Genomic DNA, 23,289 nt, shown 5'->3' on the forward strand with positions numbered 1-23,289 from the left:
TGATCAAGATCAAGACATTTGAAGTGGCCTGTGGCACCCGATTATCGACGACCTTTGATGATCTGCCGATCTGGGTCTTATGTTTTGTCCTGCTTCGCCCACAAATCGGGGCGGCGTTCTTTGGTGATCTTCTCCGACATCTCACGCCGCCATTGCGCGACCTTCTTGTGGTCGCCCGACGTTAGAACCGGCGGAATTGTACGGCCCTCCCATTCCGCGGGGCGGGTATATTGGGGGTGTTCCAACATACCGTTGGAATGGCTTTCCTCAACCGCGCTTTCTGCATTTCCTAATACGCCGGGCAATAAGCGCACGCAGGCATCGATCAATGTCATCGCGGGCAATTCGCCACCAGTCAGAACGTAGTCCCCCATGGAAACTTCCATGATCTCGTAGTGTTCTAGAACCCTCTCGTCGACACCCTCAAAGCGGCCACACAACAGCGTCACGCCGTCTTGTTCACTTAGATCCTGAGCGATTTTCTGGGTGAATGGCACACCGCGGGGGCTGAGGTATAGCAGAGGCATCCGTCCACGTGCCTTGCGGCGGGTGTCGCCGATCGCGTTGGCCACGACGTCGGCCCGCAGCACCATGCCCGCGCCGCCACCTGATGGCGTGTCATCGACGTTGCGATGTTTGCCCACGCCATAGCGCCGCAGATCGGTCGCCTGTAACTGCCAAATCCCGTCTTTCAGGGCCTTTCCCGTCAGGCTTTCGCCCAGCAACCCTGGAAAGGCATCGGGGAACAATGTGATGACCTGTGCGGTCCACGCATTGGCGAGCTGGGGCTTGTCGGTCATTAGCTCTTGCGGCTTGGCGCTGACCTGCACCGACTTGCGACCGATAGATTTGGTGGGTTTATCCGTCATCTTCTTGTGCCTTTCCAAGCAAATCCATCTTAGCCGCCTTCAGCGCCTCATCCGACAACGCGCTGCGATTGAGCGCAAGCAAATCATCTACAAGCCCATCATTTGGCCCCGCGTTTTGGGCTGGATGGGGCGTTAATCGGCGGCCTAGATGATCTGGTAACCCGATAAGGTCAATGAGAGGTTGGGCAGGGCCTAATCCCCCTGTGAGGTCTTTTAGATTAGCGACGTGAACCGCGCCCGTGACAGCCTGTTCCACATCCTGCACAACCGTGGCTAGGTTTGCCGCCCCGCGGTAGGTTGCCGTGTATTCGGCCTCATCCATCACCAAACGGGATGTACGCAAGTTGTGTTTATACGAAGACCGCAGCCATGCGTCTGGCGCGCGGGTAGTAAATTGAAACACCACATCAGCGTCGGTTCCGAACACTTCGCGGATGACCGTTTCGGCACGGGCCATCAGGGCAGGGGCGGCTTCGTAATTTGGCTGACCGTCCCGACCGGGCATACGCCCCGAAAGATTTTCATCTGAAATAAGAACAGCGCGGTTCTTGACTTCGATCGCGCTCAACACGTCACGCAGGTCCTCTCCGAATTGATCTAGCAAAGCGTCCGTTCCAAACCGCGAAAAGCGGACGGCCATGCGGGCGGCACCTTTGCGCAATCTACCCGGCAGCACGAGGGCGCAACGCGGATAAATATGTTTGCCATTGGCGCGAAGAAATTTTTGGACTGTCGTCGTGCCGGTTTTGTGAAAGCCAGCGTGGACGATCACGCGCGGCCGGGACATTATTCGGCCGTGTCGTCTTCTGCGAACAACCCACGCGGCGGATCGAGCACAATGCGCCCTGACGCCAGATCAACCGTCGGTACGACGGCCTTTGAAAACGGTACCAATACGGTGTCTTTGTCGCTTGGGCTGATGATTTCAAGTAGATCGTCCGCGCCGTTGCTCTGAATGGCCTTTACGCGGCCCAGTTCGGCACCGCCGGTGTCATAGGTCATCAGACCGACAAGGTCGGCGTGGTAAAATTCGTCGTCTGGCAGGGACGGCAGTTGTTCGCGGGTCGCAAACAGCTCCATGCCGCGCAGACCGTCGGCTTGTTCTTTGGTGGTGATGCCGTCCACGCGCGCAATCAAAGCGCCTTTGGTCTGGCCCTTTAGGACGATTGTCGTGATCAGCGCGCCATCGGCGCGCATCAACGGTGTGTAATCGGCCAGTGCCTCTGGGTCGGCACAGAATGATTTTAGGCGCACATCCCCATGGACCCCAAAAGATCCAGCGAGTGTTCCGACAATGATGCGGTCCTCAGACATGGGCAAATCCTAGTGCGTCAAAACGGTGGGGCGATCTGTGCCGCCCCACCAAATAGCGTTAAAGCGGCGCTTATTCAGCTGCGGCTTCTTCTGCTGGTGCTTCCTCAGCAGGAGCTTCTTCTGCAGGTGCAGCAGCAGCTTCGGCAGCAGCTTCAGCGGCAGCAGTAACTTTAGCAGCTTTTTCTTCAGCGCGATCAACAGCTTTCTTGCCTGGCTCACCTTTTTTAAGGTTTGCGCGCTCTTTCTTCTCAACAACACCAGCTGCTTCGAGGAAACGGGAAATACGGTCTGTTGGTTGTGCACCTTCGCCCAACCAGTAGTTGACGCGTTCCATGTTCATCTGAACGCGGTTTTCGTCGTCTTTGGCCAGCAGAGGATTATATGTGCCGAGCTTTTCTACGTAACGGCCGTCACGTGGCATGCGGGAGTCCGCAGCAACAATACGGTAAAACGGGCGCTTCTTGGAGCCACCGCGTGCGAGGCGAATTTTCATAGCCATGATGTTAGTTCCTTTAGGGTTTATCTTGATGATTTTTGTGGTGCTGAATGACTTCAGCGATGATGAAGTTGAGAAACTTCTTGGCGAATTCGGGGTCGAGTGACGCCCTGTCTGCCAAATCTTCTAGTCGTGCGATCTGCGCCTCTTCGCGGGCGGGATCGGACGGGGGAAGGTCGTGGCTGGCTTTGAGTTTCCCCACAGCCTGCGTGTGCTTGAACCGCTCGCCCAAGGTATAGACGAGGATCGCATCAAGGCGATCAATGCTGTCGCGGTGTTCTTTTAGAAGGTCCGCCGCGCGGATAACAGCGTCGGTCATGTCAGGCTCCCTTTGTGGTGACGCCAAATGTTGACGAGTGGGCTGCCTTCGTCGCCGAAATCCCCACCCGGTGCATTGGCGATGCGGGTTTCTTCTGCATCAAACGTAGCGCCCAGTGCTTTTGCCACGGCGACAGAGGCGTCGTTGCCTTCATCAATGTGGCTTTGGGCTGTGTTCGTACCAATCACGTCCCAAGCCCAAGGAATGACCGTGCGCATAGCTTCAGTCGCGTAGCCTTTGCCTTCATAAGCCGCGTCATAAAGCGCCCAGCCGAATTCAGGTTCTTCGATATTCACGGGGTGAAAAACACCAAACCCACCCAAAGGTGCTTCTGGATCAGACTTAAGTGCACCGATGAAATAGCCATAGCCACGCAGCATCCATTGACCAAGAAAACCTGCGAAACTGCGTGCGGCATAGCCTTCGACAACAGGCCCGCCAACGAATTTCGCGCGTTCCGACATCAAAAACGCCATGAACGCCTTCGCATCCGACAGCATAGCTGGACGCAGCACCAGACGCTCTGTTTCAAGCGTGGGTATGGTGACGGTCAAAGTCATTTCTTTTTGCCGAACCCAGACAGGCCGGGGGGCAGCGCTGAGCCGCCCAAACCAGGCAAGCCGCCAGCTGGCATATTTGCGCCTAATTGTTTTGCGGCTGCTTCCATTGCGGCTGGGTCGTTCATGTCCGGCATACCGCCGCCTTTGCCCATCATGCCCTTCATGGCTTGCTTAAGCATGCCACCTTTACCCATTTTGCCCATCTTCTTCATCATGTCCGACATCTGTCGGTGCATTTTGATCAGTTGGTTGAGTTCGCGGACCTCAAGGCCTGCACCGGCCGCAATGCGTTTCTTGCGGGATGCCTGCAACAACTGCGGGTTTGCGCGTTCTTTTTTGGTCATCGAATTGATCAGCGCGATCTGGCGTTTCAAAACGCTGTCGTCCATGCCGGATTCTTCGATCTGTTTGGCGGCTTTCTTCATGCCGGGCATCATGCCCATCATGCCTTCCATGCCGCCCATTTTCATCATCTGGTCGAGCTGCATTTTCATGTCGTTCATGTTGAACCGGCCCTTTTGGAACCGTTTCATCATACGTTCGGCTTGCTCGGCCTCGATGGTTTCTTGGGCTTTTTCAACGAGCGACACGATATCGCCCATGCCAAGGATACGGCCTGCGACGCGATCAGCATGGAATTCTTCGATCGCGTCCATCTTTTCGCCAAGACCAACGTAGCGGATCGGTTTGCCAGTGACGGCACGCATGGACAGGGCTGCACCACCGCGACCATCGCCATCCATTCGTGTCAGAACAACGCCGGAAATGCCGATGCGTTCATCAAAGTTTTCAGCGGTGTGAACGGCGTCCTGACCCGTCAGGCCATCAACCACCAGCAACGTCTCGCGCGGGTTGGCGACATCGCGCACCGCTTCGACCTGCTGCATAAGTTCTTCGTCAATCGACAAACGGCCCGCAGTATCGAGCATGTAGACGTCATAACCACCAAGTCCGGCTTGGGTCTTGGCACGCTTGGCGATCTGTACGGGGTTCTCGCCCTTTACGATCGGCAGAGTGTCCACGCCGATTTGCGAACCAAGGATCGCCAGCTGTTCCATCGCGGCAGGGCGGTTAACGTCAAGCGATGCCATAAGGACGCGCTTGCCTTCACGCTCAAACATCCGCTTGGCAAGTTTCGCCGTCGTTGTTGTCTTACCAGAGCCCTGCAGGCCCACCATCAGGATCGGCGCAGGCGGGTTGTCGATTTTCAGTTTGCCGTCGCCACCGTCACCGGCAAGCACATGCACCAACTCGTCGTGAACAATCTTGACGACCTGCTGACCGGGTGTGACCGATTTCGTGACAGACTGGCCAGAGGCCTTATCTTGGACGGCTTTGATGAAATCCCGCGCGACTGGTAGGGAAACGTCAGCCTCAAGCAGCGCAACGCGCACTTCGCGCAACGCTGTTTTGACGTCGTCCTCAGACAACGCACCTTGTTTGGTGAGGCGATCAAAGACGCCACCTAGGCGATCTGAAAGTGACTCGAACATGGGCGCATCCTTTGCGGCGGTTTCATCGGTGCCCCCAATATAGGGACGATTCAAAGCAGTTTTACCCCAGTGGGCGCAACGCGCTGACTGAGGGCGATCCCTGCATAGGCAAGGACCGGAGGTTTAAAACTCCGGATTTGAAAGAGCGTTTAGGCCTGAGAGGCTGTCGAGTCAAGCGCTGGCTGAAGAGCAAGCCGTTGTCAAAACCTGACTTCGGCGTTCATGGCGATTCAGCCACATCTTGATGCCTCTCTGAATGCGATAGACATCTACTTCATCCCCCTGACCAACAAATATGGGCCGCGGCTGTGTCGAGAGGTTCAGGACCACATGATAGGTCCGTTTTTCGCGGGTTTGGCCGGACTTGGTCCTGTAGGTTTCCGTGTGCTCATGAAGTGCGGCGCCAGAGACGTCACTTAAGGGAAACGTTTTCACGGTTTGACGTGTGCCCCAACGGCCTTTGTAAATCGCAGCGAGATTGTAGTCCGATTCAAAAACCAGCTGCCAGTTTTCGTAGGTGTCCCAGACCCATTTGAAGATGGTGAACGGTACAACCACTCCAGCGCCCATAGCCATGAGGCGCTCAGTTGGTTCATCAACGTGAGATAGCAACCACACCCATAGAGGTGTGCAGAGCAGGAAAACCAATGCGAGTGCAAAGCGGTGCCAGCTGTAGCCACGAATGATGAGTGTCTCGTCGGTGTCTTTCGCAAAGTACATGGGCCGCCTTTCTGACCTTAGTCAAACGCGGCCCATGGGCTAAGTCAATCAAGCGGCGAGTGGCGGCACAATGTCTTTGGCAGCCACGAATTCGACGTCCGTGATGCCGATGAACCCAAGGAAAACACGTAAGTGAGAGGATAGAAAGTCCATTTCGCTACCCACGGGAACACCGCCACTCGCCACGGCGATTATAGCTTTCTTTCCTGTCAAAAGACCCTCGGGCCCGTTTTCTGAATAACGAAACGTCACGCGGGGCCGAGCAATCAGATCCATCCATGCCTTTAGCGACGCAGGAGCGGCGAAGTTGTAAATCGGGGTGCCAATAACAATTACGTCTGCCGCAGCAGCCTCAGCGACGATCTCGTCGGACAATTCAAGGCGCTCGGCGTCTTCGGCGCTGCGTGTATCTGGGTCAGTTAAACGGGCATCCGCCCATGGACCGTCAATCTGTGGCAGGGGAGTTTGGGCAAGGTCACGGTAAGTGACTGTGCCACCCAGGTCCGCGACCAACTTGGCAGATGCCGCGCGGCTAACGCTGGTGGTGGTCGTGTTCGCAGATGCGTCGATATGAAGGATGTGTGTCATTTGGGACCTCATGAATGTGTGATGTTAGTCATATGGCCTTTGCGCCTGCGAACGCTATAATCCATTTTCAACAGGTCATGTTCATATTTGCACAGGGGTCATCATGGACAATTGGGATGAAATTCGCACAGCTTATCAGGTGGCTCAAATTGGCACCGTAAGTGGCGCCGCAGATGCGCTGGGCGTTCACCACGCCACGGTCATCCGCCATATCGATGCGTTGGAAGAACGGCTCGGTGTGAAGCTGTTCCAGCGGCACGCACGGGGCTACACAGCAACGGAGGCCGGCCAAGACCTAATGCAGGTCGCGACGACGACCGATGATCAGTTTGCACAATTAGAAGGCCGTATTCGCGGGCACGGCGAAGGCGTCTCTGGTGATTTGGTTGTCACATCGTTGGTAATGCTATCGCCCGTACTTACACCGGTCCTTGCCAAATTCCGGCGGGAGAACCCTGACCTTACGGTGCGTTTCTTGACCGGCGATCGACTGTTCCGCCTTGAGTACGGTGAAGCGCATGTTGCAATTCGTGCGGGCAAAGCGCCTGATCAACCCGACAACGTGGTACAACCGTTCATGTCACAAAGCATCCATTTGGTCGCCGCGCCTTCTTACATCGAACAATATGGGGCTCCATCTGGAGAGGACGATCTGAAGAACCATTGGTTCGTAGGTAACGACGACAGAGGCAGCCGCGCCCCGTTTTATCAGTGGCTAATCAGTAAAGTTCCGCACAACAACATTGTTTTCCGTACGACCGACATCCGTTCAACGATGGATGCAGTTCGGGCCGGAGCGGGCATTGGATTTGTGTCATCACTTGTTCTCAAGTCGCACCCAGAACTGGTCGAAGTTATTCCACCTAAGCCGGATTGGTCGGGGGACCTATGGCTTGTGACGCATGTTGATTTGCATCGCACGACGAAGGTTCAGGCATTTTTGTCATTCCTCAAGGAGGAGGCAAAGGGCTGGGAGATTTAGCTATCCGAATAGGTGGTCAATGACGGCGCGGTGGCGGCAGCGCTATTGAATCAGGCTTATTCCGAGGCGATGTCCTCGTTCGGAAGTTCTAGCGCCAGGAATCTTTCAAAATCATCAAGATTGACGGCTTCGAACTGGCCAAACCCCTGCATCCATATGGACGCTTCCTTAAGGGCATCTGGTTCCAGCTTGCACCATTTCACACGCCCTCGCTTTTCTTGGCTGATGAGGCCTGCTGAGGTTAAGACCTGTAAATGCTTGGAGATCGCGGCCAACGACATTTCGAACGGTTCAGCCACATCGGTCACGGCCATATCGTCCTCTAGCAGCATCGCAAGGATCGCGCGGCGGGTCGGATCGCCAAGGGCGGCGAAAACAGTATCAAGCTTGAGTGTCGATGTCGTGGCCATACGTGTATTGAGCGCAACACGCGGTAAACGTCAACCAAATGGTTGAATAACGCAAAACGCGATCCTGACGTTGCCTGCGTCAAAATGACCAGCCTTTCTCGAAATTAAATCATTTTATTTCAGTGAGTTAATGAACAGATTCAATCTGTTGACTCTAAGCCTGTGCAACCTTAGACCACCGGCAACCAAGGCAGGGGCCTCTTCATGTCCGATCCGGCTGACCATGACGATCAATCGACGCGCTTAAAAGCGCTGGAAGATCGGATTGCAGCAGCAAAGGGCGACGATAAGAAACCTCAGTCAGAAGAGCACTATTCGCAGGCCAACATGGCATGGCGCATGGTGATTGAATTGGTCGCCGGTCTAGGGATCGGGTTTGGCATCGGGTACGGGCTGGACGTTTTGTTCGGTACAATGCCCATCTTTATGGTGCTGTTTATATTTTTCGGCCTCGCAGCCGGTGTTAAGACCATGATGCGAAGCGCCGCCGAGATGCAGAATGAAGCGTTGGCAAAGCAAGCCGACAAACACGAGGACGAAGACTGATGGCAGACGAAGCACACAGCGCAGAGGGCGGATTGTCCTTTCACCCCCTCGACCAGTTTGAAGTCCACCGCCTGTTTGGCGAAGGCCCGATCCACTGGTACACGATCACCAACGTAACAATGTGGATGGCGATTGCCGTGGTTTGCATCGTTCTCTTGTTGGTTATCGGCACACGCAAACGCGCAGTTGTTCCAAGCCGTACCCAGTCCGTTGCCGAAACACTTTATGGTTTCGTCTATACAATGGTCGAAGACGTGACGGGTAAAGACGGGATCAAATACTTTCCGTATATCTTTACGCTCTTTATCTTCATCCTGATTTCGAACTTCCTTGGTTTGCTGCCAATGTCGTTCACAACAACTTCTCACATCGCAGTTACAGCGATCCTTGCTTTTGCAGTCTTCTTTACGGTCACAATCATTGGCTTTGTAAAGAACGGCGCAGCCTTCTTGGGACTCTTCTGGGTGTCTTCAGCACCTTTGGCGCTGCGCCCGATCCTCGCGATCATTGAAGTTATCTCTTACTTTGTACGCCCGGTTAGCCACTCCATTCGTTTGGCAGGTAACCTGATGGCGGGCCACGCGGTTCTCAAGGTTTTCGCGGGCTTTGCACAAGTAGGCTTTATCATCGCACCGGTCGCCATCCTCGGCGTTGTCGCGATCTACGCTCTCGAAGTTCTGGTGTCCGCGATCCAGGCCTACGTATTCACAATCCTGACGTGCGTTTACCTGAAAGACGCGCTTCACCCGTCACACTAATTACTAAGAATGCTACCTCGGGGAAAAGCCTCGGGGTGCTAAACTTCCAATCGTAAGGAGATACATTATGGAAGGCGAACTCGCACACATCGGCGCTGGCTTGGCTGCAATCGGATCCGGCGCTGCCGCAATCGGTGTTGGTCACGTAGCTGGCAACTTCCTCGCAGGCGCACTGCGTAACCCGTCAGCTGCTGCTGGCCAGACTGCTACGCTGTTCATCGGCATCGCATTCGCAGAAGCTTTGGGGATCTTCTCGTTCCTCGTAGCACTTCTGCTGATGTTCGCTGTCGGCTAAGGCACGACATTACGATCCTTACGCTTAGGGGGAAATCTAACGGTTTCCCCCTAATGTAAGACCCCCGATATCGTCGCGTTCAGCGGCGGAATCAATTTAGATCATCGAGAGGGATGTGAAACATGGCTGATACAGCAGTCGAACATGGGGCCGAAGCTGGCGGGGCAGGAATGCCACAGCTAGATTTCTCGACCTTCCCGAACCAGATTTTCTGGCTCGTGGTCACGTTGATCGTGATCTATTTCATCTTGTCCCGTGTGGCTCTGCCACGCATTGGCGCGGTCTTGGCCGAACGTCAGGGCACGATCACAAATGACATTGCCGCCGCCGAAGAGCTAAAGCAACGCGCACAGGAGGCCGAGGCCGCCTACGAAAAAGCGCTTGTAGATGCCCGCGCGGAAGCTGGCAAAATCGTCGACACCGCCAAGGCGGACATCCAAGCTGAGCTTGATGTTCAACTGGCAAAAGCCGACGCTGAAATTGCCGCTCAAACGGCTGAAAGCGAAAAAGCAATCGCCGAAATTCAGGCTGGTGCTGCGGACGCGGTGAAAGCCGTCGCCAAAGACACTGCCAAAGAAATCGTCGCTGCGATGGGTGGCAAGGCCGATGCGAAAGCAATCACCGCCGCTGTCACTGCACGGATGAAAGGGTAAGCCATGAAATATTCAGTAGCCGCCCTTTTGACACTTGCTGCATCGCCTGCATTGGCTGCCAGCAAGAACCCGTTCTCTGCAGACTTCTGGTCGCTCAGCAACACAGACATGATCGTTCTGATCGCCTTCCTCATCTTCGCAGGCGTTTTGATCAAGTTTAAAGTTCCGGGCATGATTTCCGGTCTGCTGGACAAGCGTGCTGAAGGCATCAAATCCGATCTGGACGAAGCCAAAGCGCTTCGCGAAGAAGCACAAACTTTGCTGGCCTCTTACGAGCGCAAGCAACGTGAAGTGCAGGAACAGGCCGACCGCATTGTTGCGAACGCCAAAGACGAAGCAAGCCGCGCTGCTGTCACTGCGAAAGAAGACATCGCAGCGTCCGTAACGCGCCGTCTGGCCGCCGCCGAAGAACAGATCGCAAGCGCGAAATCGTCTGCCATCCGCGACGTGCGCAACCAAGCAGCGACTGTTGCCGTTGCCGCCGCTCAGGACGTGATCGCCAAGCAGACAACTGCTGCGGATGCGAACAAACTGATCGACGATGCAATTGCCGAAGTCGGCGCCAAGCTGCACTAAGCAAGTTCAAGTTTTCTAAGAGGGCCTGATGCGGAAACGCGTCGGGCCCTTTTTCGTTTGAGGGGGTGGAGAGGCTTGTGGGAGCTTGATTGCGTTGGGTACTCTGAATGTCCGCTTCGAGCCCGTAGTGACCGACGCTGCGAAACGCATGAATGTCAGCTTTCCGGCAGCCACAATTACGTCAGATAGCTTGGTCATATTGGTTCCAACGTTAGAATTTTGGAGGAACCCGTGCGTCGTTCAATGAAGCTGCTTAGTGCAGTAGTCTTAAATCTGTTTGCATTTTCAAATAGCGTTTCAGCTCAAGAGACCTATTTAACGACCACCGGATCGCAGGTCGCCTTGCTCGATGTCTTCCAAGACTGTGATGTCTGCCCAGAAATGATTGTTCTGCCGCTGGGAACATTCCATATGGGGTCATCCATCGAGGAAGCCATCGCTGCTCGACTGCTGTTTCATTCCAACAACAACATAGATGTCTCAGCGTTTGAGGAGGCTACAAGACAGTCATTTATCGACCTTGGTCTCGATCCGGATGATCCAGAAGACGGCTTGCTTAGCTATTACGCGAGCACACGTTACAGACGGGAGAATGACCCGCAGCGCTGGTTGAATCCGTTTCTTAACGAGGTGCCTGAGTTTAGATTTACGATTGATGTGCCAATAGCAATGGGTCGCAATGAAGTGACAAGGGAGGAATGGGCCGTTTGCGTCGCAGATGGCGTTTGCGAACGGGGGCAGACATACGTGCCGCCAGATGAATTTATCTCATGCGACGAAAGTAGTGATTGCGAACCGACGCCCGACGCCCGCGTCGCGTTTCGCAAGCAATTTCAGCCCCCCACTTTTCACCCTCGCGGTCCCATGGTGGGCATTACCTATTTCGAAATGGAAGGCTATGTGTCCTGGCTGAATGACAGAGTTGGCGCTGATTTGTACCGGATTCCGACTGAGGCCGAGTGGGAATATGCCGCCCGAGCCGGAACCAACACAAGGTACGCCCAAGGAGAGTCGCTGACTTTGGATCAAGCAAACTTTACCGTCTTGACTAGAGAGTTTCTCGACGGCGAATTTGTGTGGAACCGAGATATAAGGAGCCCGACTGAACCTTTGCCGGTTGATGAACTCGATGCCGCAAATCCTTGGGGCATGAGGCATATGTCTGGCAATGTATCCGAGTTTACGAGTATGTGTGCAGAGGGCCTGCACCGTAGCTTCACATCATCCAGCGAGTATCTTCATGCAAACTCTAGTGACCCATCTTGTGAACATTCCCTGAAGGGCGGCATGTACAGCGGCTACGCCGAACTGGCACGACCTGCTCGGCGTGTTGGTATACCCAGTGACCATTGGTCTCCGTCAACAGGGTTTCGTGTCGTTAGAGACCTAGAACCTGATTTGCGCCCGTCTGAATAGACAGAACTTTAGCAAAAAGCGGACACTGCCGATATGGTAAGTAATGTCCGCTTCGTCCGCAAAGCGGACTCTCAACACTTATTTTTGGATCAACCCAAAGCCGTTTAACGCCGCACCTCATGATCTAGCCGTTTCTGTGCAATCGCTTCATTGCGGTCTGCTTTATCCTGTCCCCATAAGGCGTCTTCCACAAATCCCAAATGCGCCTCAACGGCTGCCCGCGCACCGGCAGCATCCCGCGCCTGCAATGCATCGTTGATCGCGCGGTGCTGATCTAGCAAGGCGTCCCGCGTCGTGCGTTGTTTGAACATAATCTGACGGTTGTAAAACACGCCTTCGCGCAGCAATTGATACATGGATCGCATCATATGCAGCATGATCACGTTATGGCTCGCCTCGATGATACTGAGGTGAAAATCAGCATCCAATCCCGCTTCTTCGGTCGGATTACGTTTGCTGTGGGCGGTTTCCATCTTCTTGAAGATCGTATCGACGACTTTCAAGTCGGTATCGCTGCCCAAAGTTGCCGCGCGTTCTGCGGCCAACCCTTCCATGTCCCGCCGAAACGCGATGTAGTCGAACACGGCTTCGTCATGGTTTGAAAACAGCCGCACCAAGGTGTCCGAGAATGCCGAGCCGAGCACATTGCCGACAAAGACCCCAGACCCCGCGTGGCTGACCAGCAGGCCACTCACCTGCAGCTCGGCCAAGGCTTCGCGCAAAGATGGGCGCGATACGCCAAGCCGTTCAGACAATTCCCGTTCTGACGGTAGGCGTTCACCGGGTTTCAGGATGCCGCGCAGGATCAACTGCTCAATCTGGCGCACCACCGATTGCGAAATCTTCTCAGGTTGAATGGGTTCGAATGGCATGCTGGCCCCTTACTTAATTGGTCAAATGATATGACCATCGGGCACGCAGGGAAACCCCGATCGCGCTGTTGACTTCATATTGAACCTGATCAAATTTCAACCGTGGGGAGATCATGAATGCGTCTGATAAATGTTGTAAGCCTTTGCTCAGTCCTGTGGGCTAGTGCGACCACAGCGCAGGAGTGCCAGCATGCGGATTTGATCGTGTCGATGGCGGATCATCAAATTGATGCGCCTTTGCCGCGCTTTCATTCCGTACTGAGCACCAATGTCGCGCGGGCCGCCTATCTCAAAATGCACTACGGCGCGTTGGATGGTGAGGAGATCGAGGCGCTTTTTGACCGGATCGCATGGGATGATGCCGACTCGGTATCTTTAGATGTGCTTCGTGCGATCTATGACCTTTCTAAACCGAGCGGGCTGTCGGTCTGGGCCCAAACGAATGAGGACACAATCGAGCGGTTTAGAAATGCCAGTCCTGCTTTGTTGCGGGCCCTTGTCTTGGCCGATGACGGAGCGACATTTCTACGGCTGCGTGTTGCAACTACACCAGAGCCCGACAACGGCTACCTGCCGTTCGCCTACAGATCAAATGTCGCACATTTAGTCTCGGACCAGTCAGACGACTTTCGCGAAACCTTTGCGGCGCTTGCCGAAGAAAAAGGCGAAATCCACCTCGCCGCGGCCATTTTGACTGGGCATTCCGACCTCGCCAAGTTTGACGATGTGGTGGCCCGCAATGATGCTGTTTTTGAACAAGATGAGAGGCGTCGGAACTGGGAATTCTTTGGCTATTCGGATGCCATGCGAGAAAGAAAAATTGAAGCTATAGCGGAAGAGTCACCGGAGTATGGCGCTTTCATTCGTGAGCAATACGCTATCGAAGCAGCAACGCGGGCTACCTACCCAACCTCTTTTCTTTGGATTTACTACAATCAGTCCGGAGCGCTGGCTCAATCCAGCGCGGCGGCACAGACCGTTTTGAATGCGATAGCAACGGGTGACGATGACCCATTGGCAGAGCCAGAAACATTTTGGTTGTTAGCATTCCAGTCTTTATTGGACGGTGATGATCCAGATGAAGTGCGCCGCCAACTGGCTCGTCTTGGTTTTGCAACGACCACCCGTTGGCACGAATTGCGTGATGCACTGTCACAATTGGATGTGATGGCGGCCAAGGCGGCTCTAGGCCCTTACGTGCAGGGGGACCTCGCGGACCCGCCCGCCATGCCTGACAACAGCACCGTGGATTGGGACGCTTGGCTTTCAGCGGCTGAAGCTTTGAGGGTTGGTGAATTGAACGCAGCATTTGCGGCCAGTCCGACAGCGACGATCGAACTGCTTTGGGCGGCTGAAGAATATGCTGCAGCGTGGAGGCTGACACTGGCCAACGCCGGTGGCGAAAATAGCCCTGACACCCTGAAGATGGCGACAGATCTTATGACGCGGTTGGATATGCTGTGTGATCAACGCATGATCGTGCTTGAGCTCAACGGTAATTGGGGGCGCCAGCCTTTGATGCATTTCCCAAACTAACAAAAAAGCCGCCCTTCATTTCAGAAGAGCGGCTTTAGAATTCTTATCGAACGGGCTTAGCCGTTTGGTGTGATGGTGATTTCCACACGGCGGTTCAATGCGCGGCCTTCTGGCGTCAGGTTGGATGCGATTGGGGCATTTTCACCACGACCGATGGACCGGATACGGCCCGGATTAACGCCGCTGCTGATAAGCGCGGAGGACACAGCCTGCGCACGACGTGCGGACAGGTCTTGGTTGTAAGCTGCGCCACCTGTGTTGTCGGCATGACCGATCACATTGATCGTTGTGTTTGGGTAGTTGTTGATGGATGCCGACAGCGCGGTGATATCGCTGCGCAGGCCACCTGTCAGTGCTGCGCTATCTGTTGCGAACAAGATATCTTGTGGCAGGCTTACGATCAGCTGTTCACCGGTGTTGGTGATGGTCGCATTGGACCCGAGCTGTTGGCGAAGTTCGGCTTCTTGCTGGTCCAGCAACACGCCAGCGCCTGCACCCAGACCCGCACCAAGAACCGCGCCGACGATTGCGCTGCGGTTGCGGGCGCCAGAATCGCCATCTGAACGTGCGGCGCCAATGATCGCACCAACACCTGCACCAACAAGGGCGCCGGTCTGTGTATTGCTGTTGGGGTTGTTCGGGTCAGTTACTGAGTCACAGGCTGTCAGCACCATGACGCCAGACAAAGCGACGGCGAGGGACATTTTGGACAGGGTCATATTCTAAAATCCTATTTGGGCACCGGACGTGGTGCGCTTGGTAGGAGTTATATCGACCAATCCCGCTTGTTATCCAATAACGCCCTAATGAGCGGCGGGGTTCCGCCGACTGTCATGGGTTTCAATGTCTTAACCGGCGTCCTCACGGGCACTTTCCCACGCTAACATCGCCCGTTTAACAGGAAGTCCCCAATGGTAGCCACCAAGGCCGCCGGATTTGCGCAGGGCACGATGACAGGGGATCAACCAACTGACAGGATTGCGGCCGACCGCGGTACCGACAGCCCGCACCGCACGCGGTGATCCGATCGTTTCGGCGATTTCGGAATAGGTCGTGACATGGCCGGACGGTATACTCAGAAGCGCTTCCCAAACCTTCAGCTGAAACGGCGCACCAATCATGAAAAGCGGGGCCTTATCATTCGTTTTCGTCACACCAAACGCTGTCTCAACCCAAAAACGTAAACGCCCGATGTCCTCAACGAAGTCGGCGTTCGGCCAGCGGCCAAGCAGGTCTTCCATTGCCGCTTCGGCGCCCATTTCTTCGGCGAACCCCAAGCCGCAGATGCCCCTGTCGGTGCCCATGACTATGGCAGGACCAAAGGGGCTTTCGAACCACCCCCAATAGATAGTCAGCCCCGCGCCACCCTTGGCAAAGTCACCGGGGCTCATGGCCTCCCATTTCAGAAACATGTCATGCAGGCGGCCGGACCCAGATAGGCCCACAGCGTCTGCCGTCGCCAATGTGGTGAAGTTATTGGAGAGCAAAGTCTTGGCGTGATCCAGCGCGAGGTATTGCTGATACCGTTTCGGCGACACCCCAACCCAGCGCGAAAAGACCCGTTGGAAATGGGCGGACGACATCTCCATGCGCGCCGCTAGTTCGTCGAGCGAAAGAATGCCCTCGGCGGCGTCGATCTCATCCAAGGCGCGGCGAATGACATGATAATGATAGCGATCTGACTGTTCCATGCTGGAAACGTAGCGACCCATCGTGCCCTGTGCGACCCGAATGTTGCGCCTTTGACTTGTTTGTAACCCGCAAGCTGGGCAAAAGGGCGCTATGGCTAAATTAACAAAACAGCTCGACTACAACACGATCCGCGAAATTTTCACGCGGTTTCGCGATGGTGACGCCGAACCCAAAGGCGAACTTGATCACGTTAACGCTTATACCTTGGTGGTCGCCGTGGCACTGTCCGCGCAGGCCACGGACAAAGGTGTGAACAAAGCGACGGCTGAGTTATTCAAGGTCGCCGATACGCCGCAGAAAATGCTCGACCTCGGGATTGATGCGCTGACGGACCACATCAAGACGATTGGCCTGTTTCGTCAAAAGGCCAAGAACGTGATGAAGACCGCGCAAATCCTTGTGGATGAATACGGCGGCGAAGTCCCGAATTCCCGCGCGGCGCTGCAATCACTTCCGGGTGTGGGGCGCAAGACGGCGAATGTGGTTTTGAACATGTGGTGGGGTCAGCCCGCGCAGGCAGTGGATACGCATATTTTCCGGCTTGGTAATCGCAGTGGCATCGCGCCGGGCAAAGATGTAGACGCCGTCGAGCGCGCGATCGAAGACAACATCCCAGCTGATTTTCAACTGCACGCTCACCACTGGATGATCCTGCACGGGCGGTATATCTGCGTTGCGCGCAAACCAAAATGTCAGGCCTGTCACATCCGTGACCTGTGCCTATTCGAGGATAAAACAGAATGAACTACGACGTCATCGGTATCGGCAATGCAATTGTTGATGTGATCTCTCCCTCCAGCGATACATTTCTGGATCAAATGGGGATCGAAAAAGGGATCATGCAGTTGATCGAACGTGATCGTGCTGAGCTGCTGTATGCGTCCATGGACAGCCGTGTCGAAGCGCCCGGTGGATCTGTGGGAAACACACTTGCCGGGATCGGTGAACTGGGTTTGCAGACCGCGTTTATCGGTAAGGTTAAAGACGACGCGTTGGGGAAATTCTACGCTGATGCGCTGGTTGACGCTGGCACTGCATTTCCCCTGCCACCACAGGATGTCGATCTGCCTACATCGCGCTCGATGATTTTCGTTTCACCTGATGGCGAACGTTCAATGAACACATACCTTGGTGCGGGTGCGGATATTTCCAGCGCCGATGTACCGGATGTTTTCGGTGCAGGGTTGCTGTTCCTCGAAGGTTATTTGTTCGACAAAGACGAAGGAAAGACCGCGTTCTCCGAAGCCGCTGCAAAAATGAAGGCCGCTGGTGGTCGCTCCGTGATCACGATCTCCGATCCGTTCTGCGCCGAACGCCACCGCGACGATTTCAAACGTTTAATTGCCGAGGATATGGATATCGCCATTGGCAACGCGCAAGAATGGCTGACCCTTTATGAGACAGACGACCTAGATGACGCGATCCGCCAAGCCGCTGAGGTTTGCGATGTCGTAGCATGCACTCGTTCTGGTGACGCAGTTTGGGTCCAGCAAGGCGAAACCCGTTACACCGCAGAGGTCACGCCAGTGACACCTGTCGACGCAACCGGAGCAGGCGATCAGTTCGCCGCAGGTTTTCTTTATGGGATATCGACAGGGGCTGCGCTGGACGTGGCGGCGCAAATGGGCGTGATGTGCGCCGCAGAGGTCATTGGCCACATCGGACCGCGGCCAGAAACGAATATGCTAGAGGCATTCAAAACCGCTGGTTTGGTCTAAGCGACCATTCCGAACGGTTTTAGAAAATAGCAAAACTGGGCTAGCTGCCCAGTTTTGCGTGCACTTCGTCCAAATCGATTTCACCAATGGGCATTTTGTTGCCCGGGTTTTCAAAGTCATATTTGAACAGGTTGAAGTCCTTCTTGTAGATCTCATAGACCAAGTGCTTTGACAGATCGTCAAAATAGTCTTCCACAGGATGGGCGCGTTTTGGCCCGTGGCCTTCGGATTCGTTGAAGCGAGGGATTTCAGCTAGATTGACGTCGTTCTTGGTCTCGATCCCGTCAAGGACCTGTTGCATGCCGTCATTGAACTGTTCGGTCCAAAAAATCTTATCGTAGCGCCCGCCGTTTACAATGAACGTGCTGATGTGGCCCGACATTGCGGACCAGTGGATGTCTGGGTCCATGGGGCGACGGTATTTGATGGTGTCACGGGCAAACAGCAGAAAGCGGCGGAACGATTTGATCTGGTCAAACTCGAACCCATCCTCTGGGCTGCCAACTTCGATGCCGTATTTTTGGATCAGTAGTGGGACAAGGTTGCCACGATAGCGTCGTCCATTGCGCTGGATACCGCAAATCTTGTCAAAGAAGGACGATAGGATGCGGGTGTAAGGGTTGCGAACACAGGTGAACGAATAGCTGCTGTGATTTTTGACGTTGTCAGTGATGAGTTGCTGACTGTCTTCCATGGCCCATTTATGCATACCGCCTTCGGCATCGTGGATGTCGCCGTCAAAGAACTCGCCGTGATCAGAATAGTACATGATCTGACCGATGGTCGAACAGGCGCATTTAGGTACCACGCGGTACACTACGCTCTCGGATTCAGTCATCCATGTTCCTGGGAAACCCATATGCTCGTCCTTGTCCGTTACAGTTGCCGTGCGCGTCAGTTTTACTATTTGCTAAAAAAACAAAGAATTCGTGTTTCTTCAATCTGTCATCGCGTTTACACAAGAAAAACTAAACGATTACAATCTAACCCATAGGGGAAAATTGTTTCTAAGATGGCAAGAATCGCGTTCATCCTGCTGTGTCACAAAGACCCTGAAGCCATCGTGCAACAGGCCGAACAGCTGACGGCTGTTGGGGATTACATGTCGATCCATTTCGATGCCAGTGCCCCAAAAGAAGCATTTGCTTATATTCAAGAGCATTTGGGCGACAATCCCAACGTGACCTTTGCCAAAAAACGGATCAAATGCGGTTGGGGTGAATGGTCCCTCGTGCAGGCAACACTTTATGCCGTTGAGGCCGCCGTCGATGCCTTTCCACGCGCCACACATTTTTACATGGTTTCCGGCGATTGCATGGCAATCAAATCCGCAAGCCATGCAAAGGCCCTGCTGGACAGCGACGATTGTGACTACATCGAGAGTTTCGATTTCTTCGAGTCCGACTGGATCAAGACTGGCATGAAAGAAGAACGGCTGATCTATCGCCACTTCTTCAACGAGCGCACGCACAAGTCATTGTTTTACAATTCGTGGTGGGCGCAGCGAAAACTGGGCCTAGAACGGGAAATTCCGGCTGATTTGCAAATCATGATTGGGTCACAGTGGTGGTGTCTGCGCCGTCGTACGATTGAGTGGATCATCGATATGACGAAAAATCGTCCTGATGTGATGAAATTCTTCCGCACGACGTGGATTCCGGATGAGACGTTCTTTCAGACACTTGTCCGTCATCTGGTGCCAGAACCTGAAATTCGTACCCGCACGCTGACGTTCTTGATGTTTACCGACTACGGAATGCCGGTGACGTTTTACAACGATCACTATGACCTTCTGCTATCGCAAGATTTCCTGTTTGCGCGAAAAATCTCACCTGAGGCGACGCTGCTCAAGGAACGCTTGGGCCGTCTTTATGCCTCTGATCGCGATGATTTCAGTATTTCCGGTGAGGGGCAAAAGCTGTTTAGCTTCCTGACTGGGCGCGGCCGGATCGGGCGGCGATTTGCACCGCGCTTCTGGGAAACCGAGACCTCCCTTGGGCGCGAACGCGAACTGCTAATTGTTGCCTGCAAGAAATGGCATGTTGCAAAGCGTCTCGTCGGGTCGATCAAACATCACACAAACATCCCGTCCATCGATTACCTGTTTAACGAAGAAGATACGGATCTTCCGGATCTGGGCGGCATTCAATCCACGTTGAGTAAACGGACCCGCCACAGGCGTGCGCTGATGCGGATGTTGTTTGACTACTATGACACTGATCGGTTGATTATCTGTCTGGACACGGCGAACCTCGATTTGATGCAGGATTTCTTTAACGATCGCTCGACCACGCGGCTGTTGGAGCTGGAATGCGAATTCTCGGATGACTATTTGACGGGTCATGCCAAACGGGTCGGACTTGCCGGAGAAGAGACCGCGGAAGAAACCATGCAGCAGTTGTTGCCGACAATCCGTTACGATGTTGTCTATGAAAGCGACCGTATTCGTGATGCGGGCTTCGAGAACCATCTTCGCGTGCGCGAGGTCGCCAGCCCAGATGAAAACACAGCGCCCATCGCTGAATTCTTGAGCCTGTCCGAAGACGAGGCGCGTGCAATTGCCCAAACCCCATATCTGTTCGCCGACTAAGGATCGCCGCTATGCAATTTGACTATGATGACCAGAATATCTTTGCCAAGATTTTGCGTGGCGAGATTCCAAACAACACCGTTTTTGAAAACGAGCATGCGCTTGCGTTTCGCGATATCAATCCGCAAGCACCGGTGCATGTTTTGGTGATCCCGAAGGGGCCATACATGACTCTTGATCATTTCGCGCAGGATGCGAGCGCGGACGAGCAAGTCGGGTTTATGGCCGCAGTTGCCGAAGTTTGCCGCCTTGAAGGGGTCGAAGCGGGTTTCCGTGCGGTTGCGAATGCCCGCGAGGATGGCGTGCAAGAAGTGCCGCACTATCACCTGCATATTCTGGCCGGCCGCAATCTTGGACCAATGCTGGCGCGGTAAGCGGTTTCGAATTTGCTTTGCAAATCCGACGAGTGTGCCTTTGGCGCGCGTTAGTCCCGTGTGAGATTCAAGAAGACATCTTCTAGGTGGGGGTCTTCGGTGCGGATGTCTTTGATCAAAACGCCCGCTCCACGCAAGAGATCAAGGACTGCGTCGGCGCGTGTGTGTGATGTTTTATATGTGAAGGCTAAAGTGCCGTCATCGCGACGGGTCAGATCGATGCCTGCCGGAAGATCTGGTAAAGTCGCGTCACCATCTGGCGTTATCACTAATGTTTTGCTGTCCAGTTGCCCCAGCAGATTTGAGGTCGTGTCATTTGCGATAACCGATCCGTGGTTGATGATGGCGATTTGATCGCACATGGCCTCTGCTTCTTCTAGGTAATGGGTTGTGAGGATGATCGTCATGCCTTCGTCATTCAGGCGGCGCACATGGGCCCAAAGCTGATTGCGCAAATCGATATCTACGCCAGCAGTTGGTTCATCCAGCACTAGGATTTGTGGCGAATGAACCAGCGCTTTGCCCAACAGCAATCGGCGTCGCATCCCGCCAGACAGCGATCTTGCATAAGCCTCGGCCTTGTCAGTGAGGCCGGTGAGTTCAAGCAGTTCTTCTGTGCGGCGTTGGGATTTTGGCACCCCGTATAGGCCTGCCTGCACATCCAACGACCCGCGCGGTGTGAAAAATGGGTCAAGGTTGGGTTCTTGCGGCATGATACCAATGGCAGCGCGGCTTTGGCGTGGGTTTTCGTCCTGATCGAAGCCCCAAATTTTCACTGAGCCTGCCGATTTTGTCACCAGCCCAGCCAGTATATTGATGATGGTAGATTTACCGGCCCCGTTCGGCCCAAGCAGCCCAAAGATCGATCCGCGCGGCACGCACAGGTCGACACCCGTAAGCGCTTCTTTGGCAGGGCTACGTTTACTTGAGGCATAGGTCTTTTTCAGCCCCGTGATCTCTAACGCGTTCTCTGACATCAGGTGTTTCCCATCTTGATTGGTGCCCTGTTTGACGGCTATACACTCTGCATGCAACGGCACGTTTTGTGCCCCCGACACAAAGGCCTACCTATGACCCTTACCGCGCCAGAGACCAAGATCGTTAACCAACGACGCGTGGCCTGTGATGGCGGCGAAGGTGGTCTTGGGCACCCACGGGTCTGGCTGCAGATTCCGCTGAAAGAGGGTTACGTTGAGTGCCCCTATTGCGATTGCAAATATGTTTATGGTGAAGACGCTGACGCGACCTGAATTCGGCAACGCATGATCTGGTTAAGGCGACTCTTTCGGGCCGTCACTTGGGCACTTGTTCCCTTTATTTTGTATTTTGGTGTGGCCTTGCTGGGTGCGTTTGCCCCACAAAGCCCACGCGCGGGTGTTGGTGATGCACCAACGGATCGAGAGATCATCCTTGTTGCAGGGCTAATCCACTACGATATCTTATTGCCCGTAGACGACGCGACGCTGACAAATTTTGGCTTTCTGGAAAACGCGGGCGTACCGTTGCGCCACCCTTTAGTGCGCTGGCTTGCCGTTGGGTGGGGTAGTGAAGCCTTTTATACCACAACAGGAAGTTATTCGTCTCTTTCTGCCAGCACAGTCCTTAAGGCTGCCACAGGCGACGTTGGCGTTATGCGGTTCGAGGTCACGGGCGCATTGCCTGTTCACCCGAGATTGCGGCGCATCCGCGTGAGCGAGGCGCAACTGACAGCTTTGCGGGCAAGTATTCTGTCCGACTTGAATGCGACACGGACCGCCTTGCCCTTGTCTGGCTTCACCCAAACTGATGTCTTTTTCCCCGCGGCAGGGCGTTTCAATGTCCTACGCACCTGCAATGTCTGGATCAGTGATAAACTCGCGGATGCGGGTTTAACGATAGGCGCATGGACCCCGACACCTTATGCCGTGACGGTTTCGCTGTGGTGGAACGGGCTTTTGGAGCGTTAGCGACAGAGCCTTGCGCAGGAAACGGGTCGCTTTGTAGCAGGCATCATGGCGTTTTGTTTCAAACAGCAAAAGGTTTGAAAAATGCGTTATTCAGGACTCACGACAAAAGAAGCAAAGCGGCTGCGGGCTGGGGGTGGTGATGCGTTTGGCAACTCTGCGGAACGGGCAATCTCGAGCGGTGTTGGAACCCCGTGCCGTCATTGCCTTAAGATCGTACCGAAAGGCGACCCTTTCTTGATCGCCTCTCATAAACCATTCGAATCCACGCAGCCCTATTCAGAAATTGGTCCGATATTTCTGTGTGCAAACCCCTGTATGGCACCCAGTGGTGTTGACGCAGAAGTTCTTACTGCTTCGCCGCAATATCTGTTGAAGGCGTATTCCTCGGATGAACGGATCATTTATGGCACCGGAGCAGTAACGCCAGCGCAGGACTTGGAAGACTACGCCATGACGTTGTTCGAGCGCGACGATGTGGCCTTTGTTGATGTGCGTTCTGCGGTGAACAATTGCTGGCTTGCGCGAATTACGGGCAGTTAGGGTGGGTTGCCGCTGGAACGTTGCTT

Annotated in this window: 30 protein-coding genes; 15 read left to right on the top strand and 15 right to left on the bottom strand. The window is 54.5% G+C overall.

The genetic code is table 11. The features are described 5' to 3' along the window. Nucleotides 1–77: 77 nt before the first annotated feature. From trmD to L0666_RS07645, 9 genes are all read right to left on the bottom strand, one after another. The gene (trmD, locus tag L0666_RS07605; RefSeq protein WP_235259919.1) at nucleotides 78–869 is read right to left on the bottom strand and encodes a tRNA (guanosine(37)-N1)-methyltransferase TrmD; all 792 of its coding nucleotides are present in this window, start codon (nucleotides 867–869) and stop codon (nucleotides 78–80) included. After that, nucleotides 859–1,509, bottom strand: coding sequence for a hypothetical protein (locus L0666_RS07610; protein WP_235259920.1), 651 nt, complete (start codon nucleotides 1,507–1,509; stop codon nucleotides 859–861). The genes trmD and L0666_RS07610 overlap by 11 nt, the downstream gene beginning before the upstream one ends. 146 nt (nucleotides 1,510–1,655) lie before the next feature. Continuing rightward, nucleotides 1,656–2,183, bottom strand: coding sequence for a ribosome maturation factor RimM (gene rimM / locus L0666_RS07615; RefSeq protein ID WP_235259921.1), 528 nt, complete (start codon nucleotides 2,181–2,183; stop codon nucleotides 1,656–1,658). A 70-nt stretch (nucleotides 2,184–2,253) separates the two neighbouring features. Next, the gene (rpsP, locus tag L0666_RS07620; protein WP_216037856.1) at nucleotides 2,254–2,682 is read right to left on the bottom strand and encodes a 30S ribosomal protein S16; all 429 of its coding nucleotides are present in this window, start codon (nucleotides 2,680–2,682) and stop codon (nucleotides 2,254–2,256) included. A gap of 13 nt (nucleotides 2,683–2,695) precedes the next feature. Then, nucleotides 2,696–2,998 (bottom strand): chorismate mutase, encoded by a 303-nt coding sequence (locus L0666_RS07625; RefSeq protein ID WP_216037857.1) that lies wholly within the window; start codon nucleotides 2,996–2,998, stop codon nucleotides 2,696–2,698. Next, on the bottom strand, nucleotides 2,995–3,558 hold the full coding sequence (locus L0666_RS07630) for a GNAT family N-acetyltransferase (protein ID WP_235259922.1): 564 nt from the start codon (nucleotides 3,556–3,558) through the stop codon (nucleotides 2,995–2,997). The genes L0666_RS07625 and L0666_RS07630 overlap by 4 nt, the downstream gene beginning before the upstream one ends. Beyond that, a complete protein-coding gene (gene ffh, locus L0666_RS07635) occupies nucleotides 3,555–5,051 on the bottom strand; it encodes a signal recognition particle protein (protein ID WP_235259928.1) in 1,497 nt (498 codons plus the stop codon). The genes L0666_RS07630 and ffh overlap by 4 nt, the downstream gene beginning before the upstream one ends. A 171-nt stretch (nucleotides 5,052–5,222) precedes the next feature. Beyond that, the gene (locus tag L0666_RS07640) at nucleotides 5,223–5,771 is read right to left on the bottom strand and encodes a hypothetical protein (protein ID WP_235259930.1); all 549 of its coding nucleotides are present in this window, start codon (nucleotides 5,769–5,771) and stop codon (nucleotides 5,223–5,225) included. 48 nt (nucleotides 5,772–5,819) lie between these two features. Continuing rightward, nucleotides 5,820–6,359 (bottom strand): FMN-dependent NADH-azoreductase, encoded by a 540-nt coding sequence (locus L0666_RS07645; RefSeq protein ID WP_235259933.1) that lies wholly within the window; start codon nucleotides 6,357–6,359, stop codon nucleotides 5,820–5,822. Nucleotides 6,360–6,462: 103 nt separating this feature from the next. On the opposite strand from L0666_RS07645, the gene L0666_RS07650 reads away from it, so the two are divergent. Next, complete coding sequence (locus L0666_RS07650; protein ID WP_235259935.1) at nucleotides 6,463–7,341, top strand: LysR family transcriptional regulator; 879 nt, start codon at nucleotides 6,463–6,465, stop codon at nucleotides 7,339–7,341. 56 nt (nucleotides 7,342–7,397) lie between these two features. Here L0666_RS07650 and L0666_RS07655 read toward each other — a convergent pair whose 3' ends face one another. Further along, nucleotides 7,398–7,751, bottom strand: a complete 354-nt coding sequence (locus L0666_RS07655; protein WP_235259942.1) for an ArsR/SmtB family transcription factor — start codon at nucleotides 7,749–7,751, stop codon at nucleotides 7,398–7,400. Nucleotides 7,752–7,955: 204 nt separating this feature from the next. On the opposite strand from L0666_RS07655, the gene L0666_RS07660 reads away from it, so the two are divergent. The 6 genes from L0666_RS07660 (at nucleotide 7,956) to L0666_RS17185 (ending at nucleotide 11,995) form a co-directional block, all read left to right on the top strand. Then, on the top strand, nucleotides 7,956–8,297 hold the full coding sequence (locus L0666_RS07660; protein WP_235259947.1) for an AtpZ/AtpI family protein: 342 nt from the start codon (nucleotides 7,956–7,958) through the stop codon (nucleotides 8,295–8,297). Then, nucleotides 8,297–9,055 carry a F0F1 ATP synthase subunit A gene (locus L0666_RS07665; RefSeq protein WP_235259951.1) on the top strand — a complete coding sequence of 253 codons (759 nt, stop codon included), beginning with the start codon at nucleotides 8,297–8,299 and terminating at the stop codon, nucleotides 9,053–9,055. Before L0666_RS07660 ends, L0666_RS07665 begins: the two co-directional genes overlap by 1 nt. A 67-nt stretch (nucleotides 9,056–9,122) precedes the next feature. After that, a complete protein-coding gene (locus L0666_RS07670) occupies nucleotides 9,123–9,350 on the top strand; it encodes a F0F1 ATP synthase subunit C (RefSeq protein ID WP_235259952.1) in 228 nt (75 codons plus the stop codon). Between the two features lie 122 nt (nucleotides 9,351–9,472). Then, nucleotides 9,473–10,003 (top strand): F0F1 ATP synthase subunit B', encoded by a 531-nt coding sequence (locus L0666_RS07675; protein WP_235259953.1) that lies wholly within the window; start codon nucleotides 9,473–9,475, stop codon nucleotides 10,001–10,003. A gap of 3 nt (nucleotides 10,004–10,006) precedes the next feature. After that, complete coding sequence (locus L0666_RS07680) at nucleotides 10,007–10,579, top strand: F0F1 ATP synthase subunit B (RefSeq protein WP_235259957.1); 573 nt, start codon at nucleotides 10,007–10,009, stop codon at nucleotides 10,577–10,579. Nucleotides 10,580–10,810: 231 nt separating this feature from the next. Beyond that, nucleotides 10,811–11,995, top strand: a complete 1,185-nt coding sequence (locus L0666_RS17185) for a formylglycine-generating enzyme family protein (RefSeq protein ID WP_235259958.1) — start codon at nucleotides 10,811–10,813, stop codon at nucleotides 11,993–11,995. A gap of 104 nt (nucleotides 11,996–12,099) precedes the next feature. Here the strand turns inward: L0666_RS17185 and L0666_RS07690 are convergent, their stop codons facing one another. Beyond that, on the bottom strand, nucleotides 12,100–12,867 hold the full coding sequence (locus L0666_RS07690; protein WP_235259963.1) for a FadR/GntR family transcriptional regulator: 768 nt from the start codon (nucleotides 12,865–12,867) through the stop codon (nucleotides 12,100–12,102). A gap of 210 nt (nucleotides 12,868–13,077) precedes the next feature. Between L0666_RS07690 and L0666_RS07695 the strand changes: the two genes are divergently transcribed. Next, on the top strand, nucleotides 13,078–14,403 hold the full coding sequence (locus L0666_RS07695; RefSeq protein WP_235259965.1) for a hypothetical protein: 1,326 nt from the start codon (nucleotides 13,078–13,080) through the stop codon (nucleotides 14,401–14,403). 56 nt (nucleotides 14,404–14,459) lie between these two features. Here L0666_RS07695 and L0666_RS07700 read toward each other — a convergent pair whose 3' ends face one another. Together L0666_RS07700 and L0666_RS07705 are read right to left on the bottom strand one after the other, a co-directional pair. Next, nucleotides 14,460–15,122, bottom strand: coding sequence for a YiaD family glycine zipper/OmpA-like lipoprotein (locus tag L0666_RS07700; RefSeq protein WP_235259969.1), 663 nt, complete (start codon nucleotides 15,120–15,122; stop codon nucleotides 14,460–14,462). A gap of 129 nt (nucleotides 15,123–15,251) precedes the next feature. Beyond that, the gene (locus L0666_RS07705; protein ID WP_235259970.1) at nucleotides 15,252–16,094 is read right to left on the bottom strand and encodes a bifunctional helix-turn-helix domain-containing protein/methylated-DNA--[protein]-cysteine S-methyltransferase; all 843 of its coding nucleotides are present in this window, start codon (nucleotides 16,092–16,094) and stop codon (nucleotides 15,252–15,254) included. A gap of 91 nt (nucleotides 16,095–16,185) precedes the next feature. Between L0666_RS07705 and nth the strand changes: the two genes are divergently transcribed. Further along, nucleotides 16,186–16,839: an endonuclease III gene (gene nth, locus L0666_RS07710; RefSeq protein ID WP_235259971.1), complete on the top strand. Its 654-nt coding sequence runs from the start codon at nucleotides 16,186–16,188 to the stop codon at nucleotides 16,837–16,839. Further along, complete coding sequence (locus L0666_RS07715; protein WP_235259973.1) at nucleotides 16,836–17,813, top strand: adenosine kinase; 978 nt, start codon at nucleotides 16,836–16,838, stop codon at nucleotides 17,811–17,813. Before nth ends, L0666_RS07715 begins: the two co-directional genes overlap by 4 nt. 40 nt (nucleotides 17,814–17,853) lie before the next feature. Here the strand turns inward: L0666_RS07715 and L0666_RS07720 are convergent, their stop codons facing one another. Continuing rightward, nucleotides 17,854–18,672 (bottom strand): sulfotransferase family protein, encoded by an 819-nt coding sequence (locus L0666_RS07720; RefSeq protein WP_235259974.1) that lies wholly within the window; start codon nucleotides 18,670–18,672, stop codon nucleotides 17,854–17,856. 153 nt (nucleotides 18,673–18,825) lie between these two features. On the opposite strand from L0666_RS07720, the gene L0666_RS07725 reads away from it, so the two are divergent. Next, on the top strand, nucleotides 18,826–20,403 hold the full coding sequence (locus L0666_RS07725) for a DUF5928 domain-containing protein (protein ID WP_235259976.1): 1,578 nt from the start codon (nucleotides 18,826–18,828) through the stop codon (nucleotides 20,401–20,403). Between the two features lie 11 nt (nucleotides 20,404–20,414). Further along, nucleotides 20,415–20,777 carry a histidine triad nucleotide-binding protein gene (locus L0666_RS07730; protein ID WP_235259978.1) on the top strand — a complete coding sequence of 121 codons (363 nt, stop codon included), beginning with the start codon at nucleotides 20,415–20,417 and terminating at the stop codon, nucleotides 20,775–20,777. Nucleotides 20,778–20,827: 50 nt separating this feature from the next. On the opposite strand, the gene L0666_RS07735 is transcribed toward L0666_RS07730, so the two are convergent. After that, the gene (locus tag L0666_RS07735) at nucleotides 20,828–21,754 is read right to left on the bottom strand and encodes an ABC transporter ATP-binding protein (RefSeq protein ID WP_235259979.1); all 927 of its coding nucleotides are present in this window, start codon (nucleotides 21,752–21,754) and stop codon (nucleotides 20,828–20,830) included. Between the two features lie 93 nt (nucleotides 21,755–21,847). Here L0666_RS07735 and L0666_RS07740 point away from each other — a divergent pair, with 93 nt between their 5' ends. The 3 genes from L0666_RS07740 (at nucleotide 21,848) to L0666_RS07750 (ending at nucleotide 23,263) form a co-directional block, all read left to right on the top strand. Then, a complete protein-coding gene (locus tag L0666_RS07740; RefSeq protein ID WP_235259984.1) occupies nucleotides 21,848–22,027 on the top strand; it encodes a zinc-finger domain-containing protein in 180 nt (59 codons plus the stop codon). 12 nt (nucleotides 22,028–22,039) lie between these two features. Continuing rightward, a complete protein-coding gene (locus L0666_RS07745) occupies nucleotides 22,040–22,723 on the top strand; it encodes a TIGR02117 family protein (protein WP_235259986.1) in 684 nt (227 codons plus the stop codon). 81 nt (nucleotides 22,724–22,804) lie between these two features. Beyond that, nucleotides 22,805–23,263 (top strand): DUF1203 domain-containing protein, encoded by a 459-nt coding sequence (locus L0666_RS07750; protein WP_235259988.1) that lies wholly within the window; start codon nucleotides 22,805–22,807, stop codon nucleotides 23,261–23,263. Nucleotides 23,264–23,289 lie beyond the last annotated feature (26 nt).

This window comes from Octadecabacter algicola (assembly GCF_021532625.1).
Lineage (GTDB): Bacteria > Pseudomonadota > Alphaproteobacteria > Rhodobacterales > Rhodobacteraceae > Octadecabacter > Octadecabacter algicola.

Excerpts from the sequence above, each read along its gene's own strand:
- trmD (WP_235259919.1), bottom strand. The coding sequence starts at position 869 with ATGACGGATAAACCCACCAAATCTATCGGTCGCAAGTCGGTGCAGGTC.
- L0666_RS07610 (WP_235259920.1), bottom strand. The coding sequence starts at position 1,509 with ATGGCCGTCCGCTTTTCGCGGTTTGGAACGGACGCTTTGCTAGATCAA.
- rimM (WP_235259921.1), bottom strand. The coding sequence starts at position 2,183 with ATGTCTGAGGACCGCATCATTGTCGGAACACTCGCTGGATCTTTTGGG.
- rpsP (WP_216037856.1), bottom strand. The coding sequence starts at position 2,682 with ATGGCTATGAAAATTCGCCTCGCACGCGGTGGCTCCAAGAAGCGCCCG.
- L0666_RS07625 (WP_216037857.1), bottom strand. The coding sequence starts at position 2,998 with ATGACCGACGCTGTTATCCGCGCGGCGGACCTTCTAAAAGAACACCGC.
- L0666_RS07630 (WP_235259922.1), bottom strand. The coding sequence starts at position 3,558 with ATGACTTTGACCGTCACCATACCCACGCTTGAAACAGAGCGTCTGGTG.
- ffh (WP_235259928.1), bottom strand. The coding sequence starts at position 5,051 with ATGTTCGAGTCACTTTCAGATCGCCTAGGTGGCGTCTTTGATCGCCTC.
- L0666_RS07640 (WP_235259930.1), bottom strand. The coding sequence starts at position 5,771 with ATGTACTTTGCGAAAGACACCGACGAGACACTCATCATTCGTGGCTAC.
- L0666_RS07645 (WP_235259933.1), bottom strand. The coding sequence starts at position 6,359 with ATGACACACATCCTTCATATCGACGCATCTGCGAACACGACCACCACC.
- L0666_RS07650 (WP_235259935.1), top strand. The coding sequence starts at position 6,463 with ATGGACAATTGGGATGAAATTCGCACAGCTTATCAGGTGGCTCAAATT.
- L0666_RS07655 (WP_235259942.1), bottom strand. The coding sequence starts at position 7,751 with ATGGCCACGACATCGACACTCAAGCTTGATACTGTTTTCGCCGCCCTT.
- L0666_RS07660 (WP_235259947.1), top strand. The coding sequence starts at position 7,956 with ATGTCCGATCCGGCTGACCATGACGATCAATCGACGCGCTTAAAAGCG.
- L0666_RS07665 (WP_235259951.1), top strand. The coding sequence starts at position 8,297 with ATGGCAGACGAAGCACACAGCGCAGAGGGCGGATTGTCCTTTCACCCC.
- L0666_RS07670 (WP_235259952.1), top strand. The coding sequence starts at position 9,123 with ATGGAAGGCGAACTCGCACACATCGGCGCTGGCTTGGCTGCAATCGGA.
- L0666_RS07675 (WP_235259953.1), top strand. The coding sequence starts at position 9,473 with ATGGCTGATACAGCAGTCGAACATGGGGCCGAAGCTGGCGGGGCAGGA.
- L0666_RS07680 (WP_235259957.1), top strand. The coding sequence starts at position 10,007 with ATGAAATATTCAGTAGCCGCCCTTTTGACACTTGCTGCATCGCCTGCA.
- L0666_RS07690 (WP_235259963.1), bottom strand. The coding sequence starts at position 12,867 with ATGCCATTCGAACCCATTCAACCTGAGAAGATTTCGCAATCGGTGGTG.
- L0666_RS07695 (WP_235259965.1), top strand. The coding sequence starts at position 13,078 with ATGGCGGATCATCAAATTGATGCGCCTTTGCCGCGCTTTCATTCCGTA.
- L0666_RS07700 (WP_235259969.1), bottom strand. The coding sequence starts at position 15,122 with ATGACCCTGTCCAAAATGTCCCTCGCCGTCGCTTTGTCTGGCGTCATG.
- L0666_RS07705 (WP_235259970.1), bottom strand. The coding sequence starts at position 16,094 with ATGGAACAGTCAGATCGCTATCATTATCATGTCATTCGCCGCGCCTTG.
- nth (WP_235259971.1), top strand. The coding sequence starts at position 16,186 with ATGGCTAAATTAACAAAACAGCTCGACTACAACACGATCCGCGAAATT.
- L0666_RS07715 (WP_235259973.1), top strand. The coding sequence starts at position 16,836 with ATGAACTACGACGTCATCGGTATCGGCAATGCAATTGTTGATGTGATC.
- L0666_RS07720 (WP_235259974.1), bottom strand. The coding sequence starts at position 18,672 with ATGGGTTTCCCAGGAACATGGATGACTGAATCCGAGAGCGTAGTGTAC.
- L0666_RS07725 (WP_235259976.1), top strand. The coding sequence starts at position 18,826 with ATGGCAAGAATCGCGTTCATCCTGCTGTGTCACAAAGACCCTGAAGCC.
- L0666_RS07730 (WP_235259978.1), top strand. The coding sequence starts at position 20,415 with ATGCAATTTGACTATGATGACCAGAATATCTTTGCCAAGATTTTGCGT.
- L0666_RS07735 (WP_235259979.1), bottom strand. The coding sequence starts at position 21,754 with ATGTCAGAGAACGCGTTAGAGATCACGGGGCTGAAAAAGACCTATGCC.
- L0666_RS07740 (WP_235259984.1), top strand. The coding sequence starts at position 21,848 with ATGACCCTTACCGCGCCAGAGACCAAGATCGTTAACCAACGACGCGTG.
- L0666_RS07745 (WP_235259986.1), top strand. The coding sequence starts at position 22,040 with ATGATCTGGTTAAGGCGACTCTTTCGGGCCGTCACTTGGGCACTTGTT.
- L0666_RS07750 (WP_235259988.1), top strand. The coding sequence starts at position 22,805 with ATGCGTTATTCAGGACTCACGACAAAAGAAGCAAAGCGGCTGCGGGCT.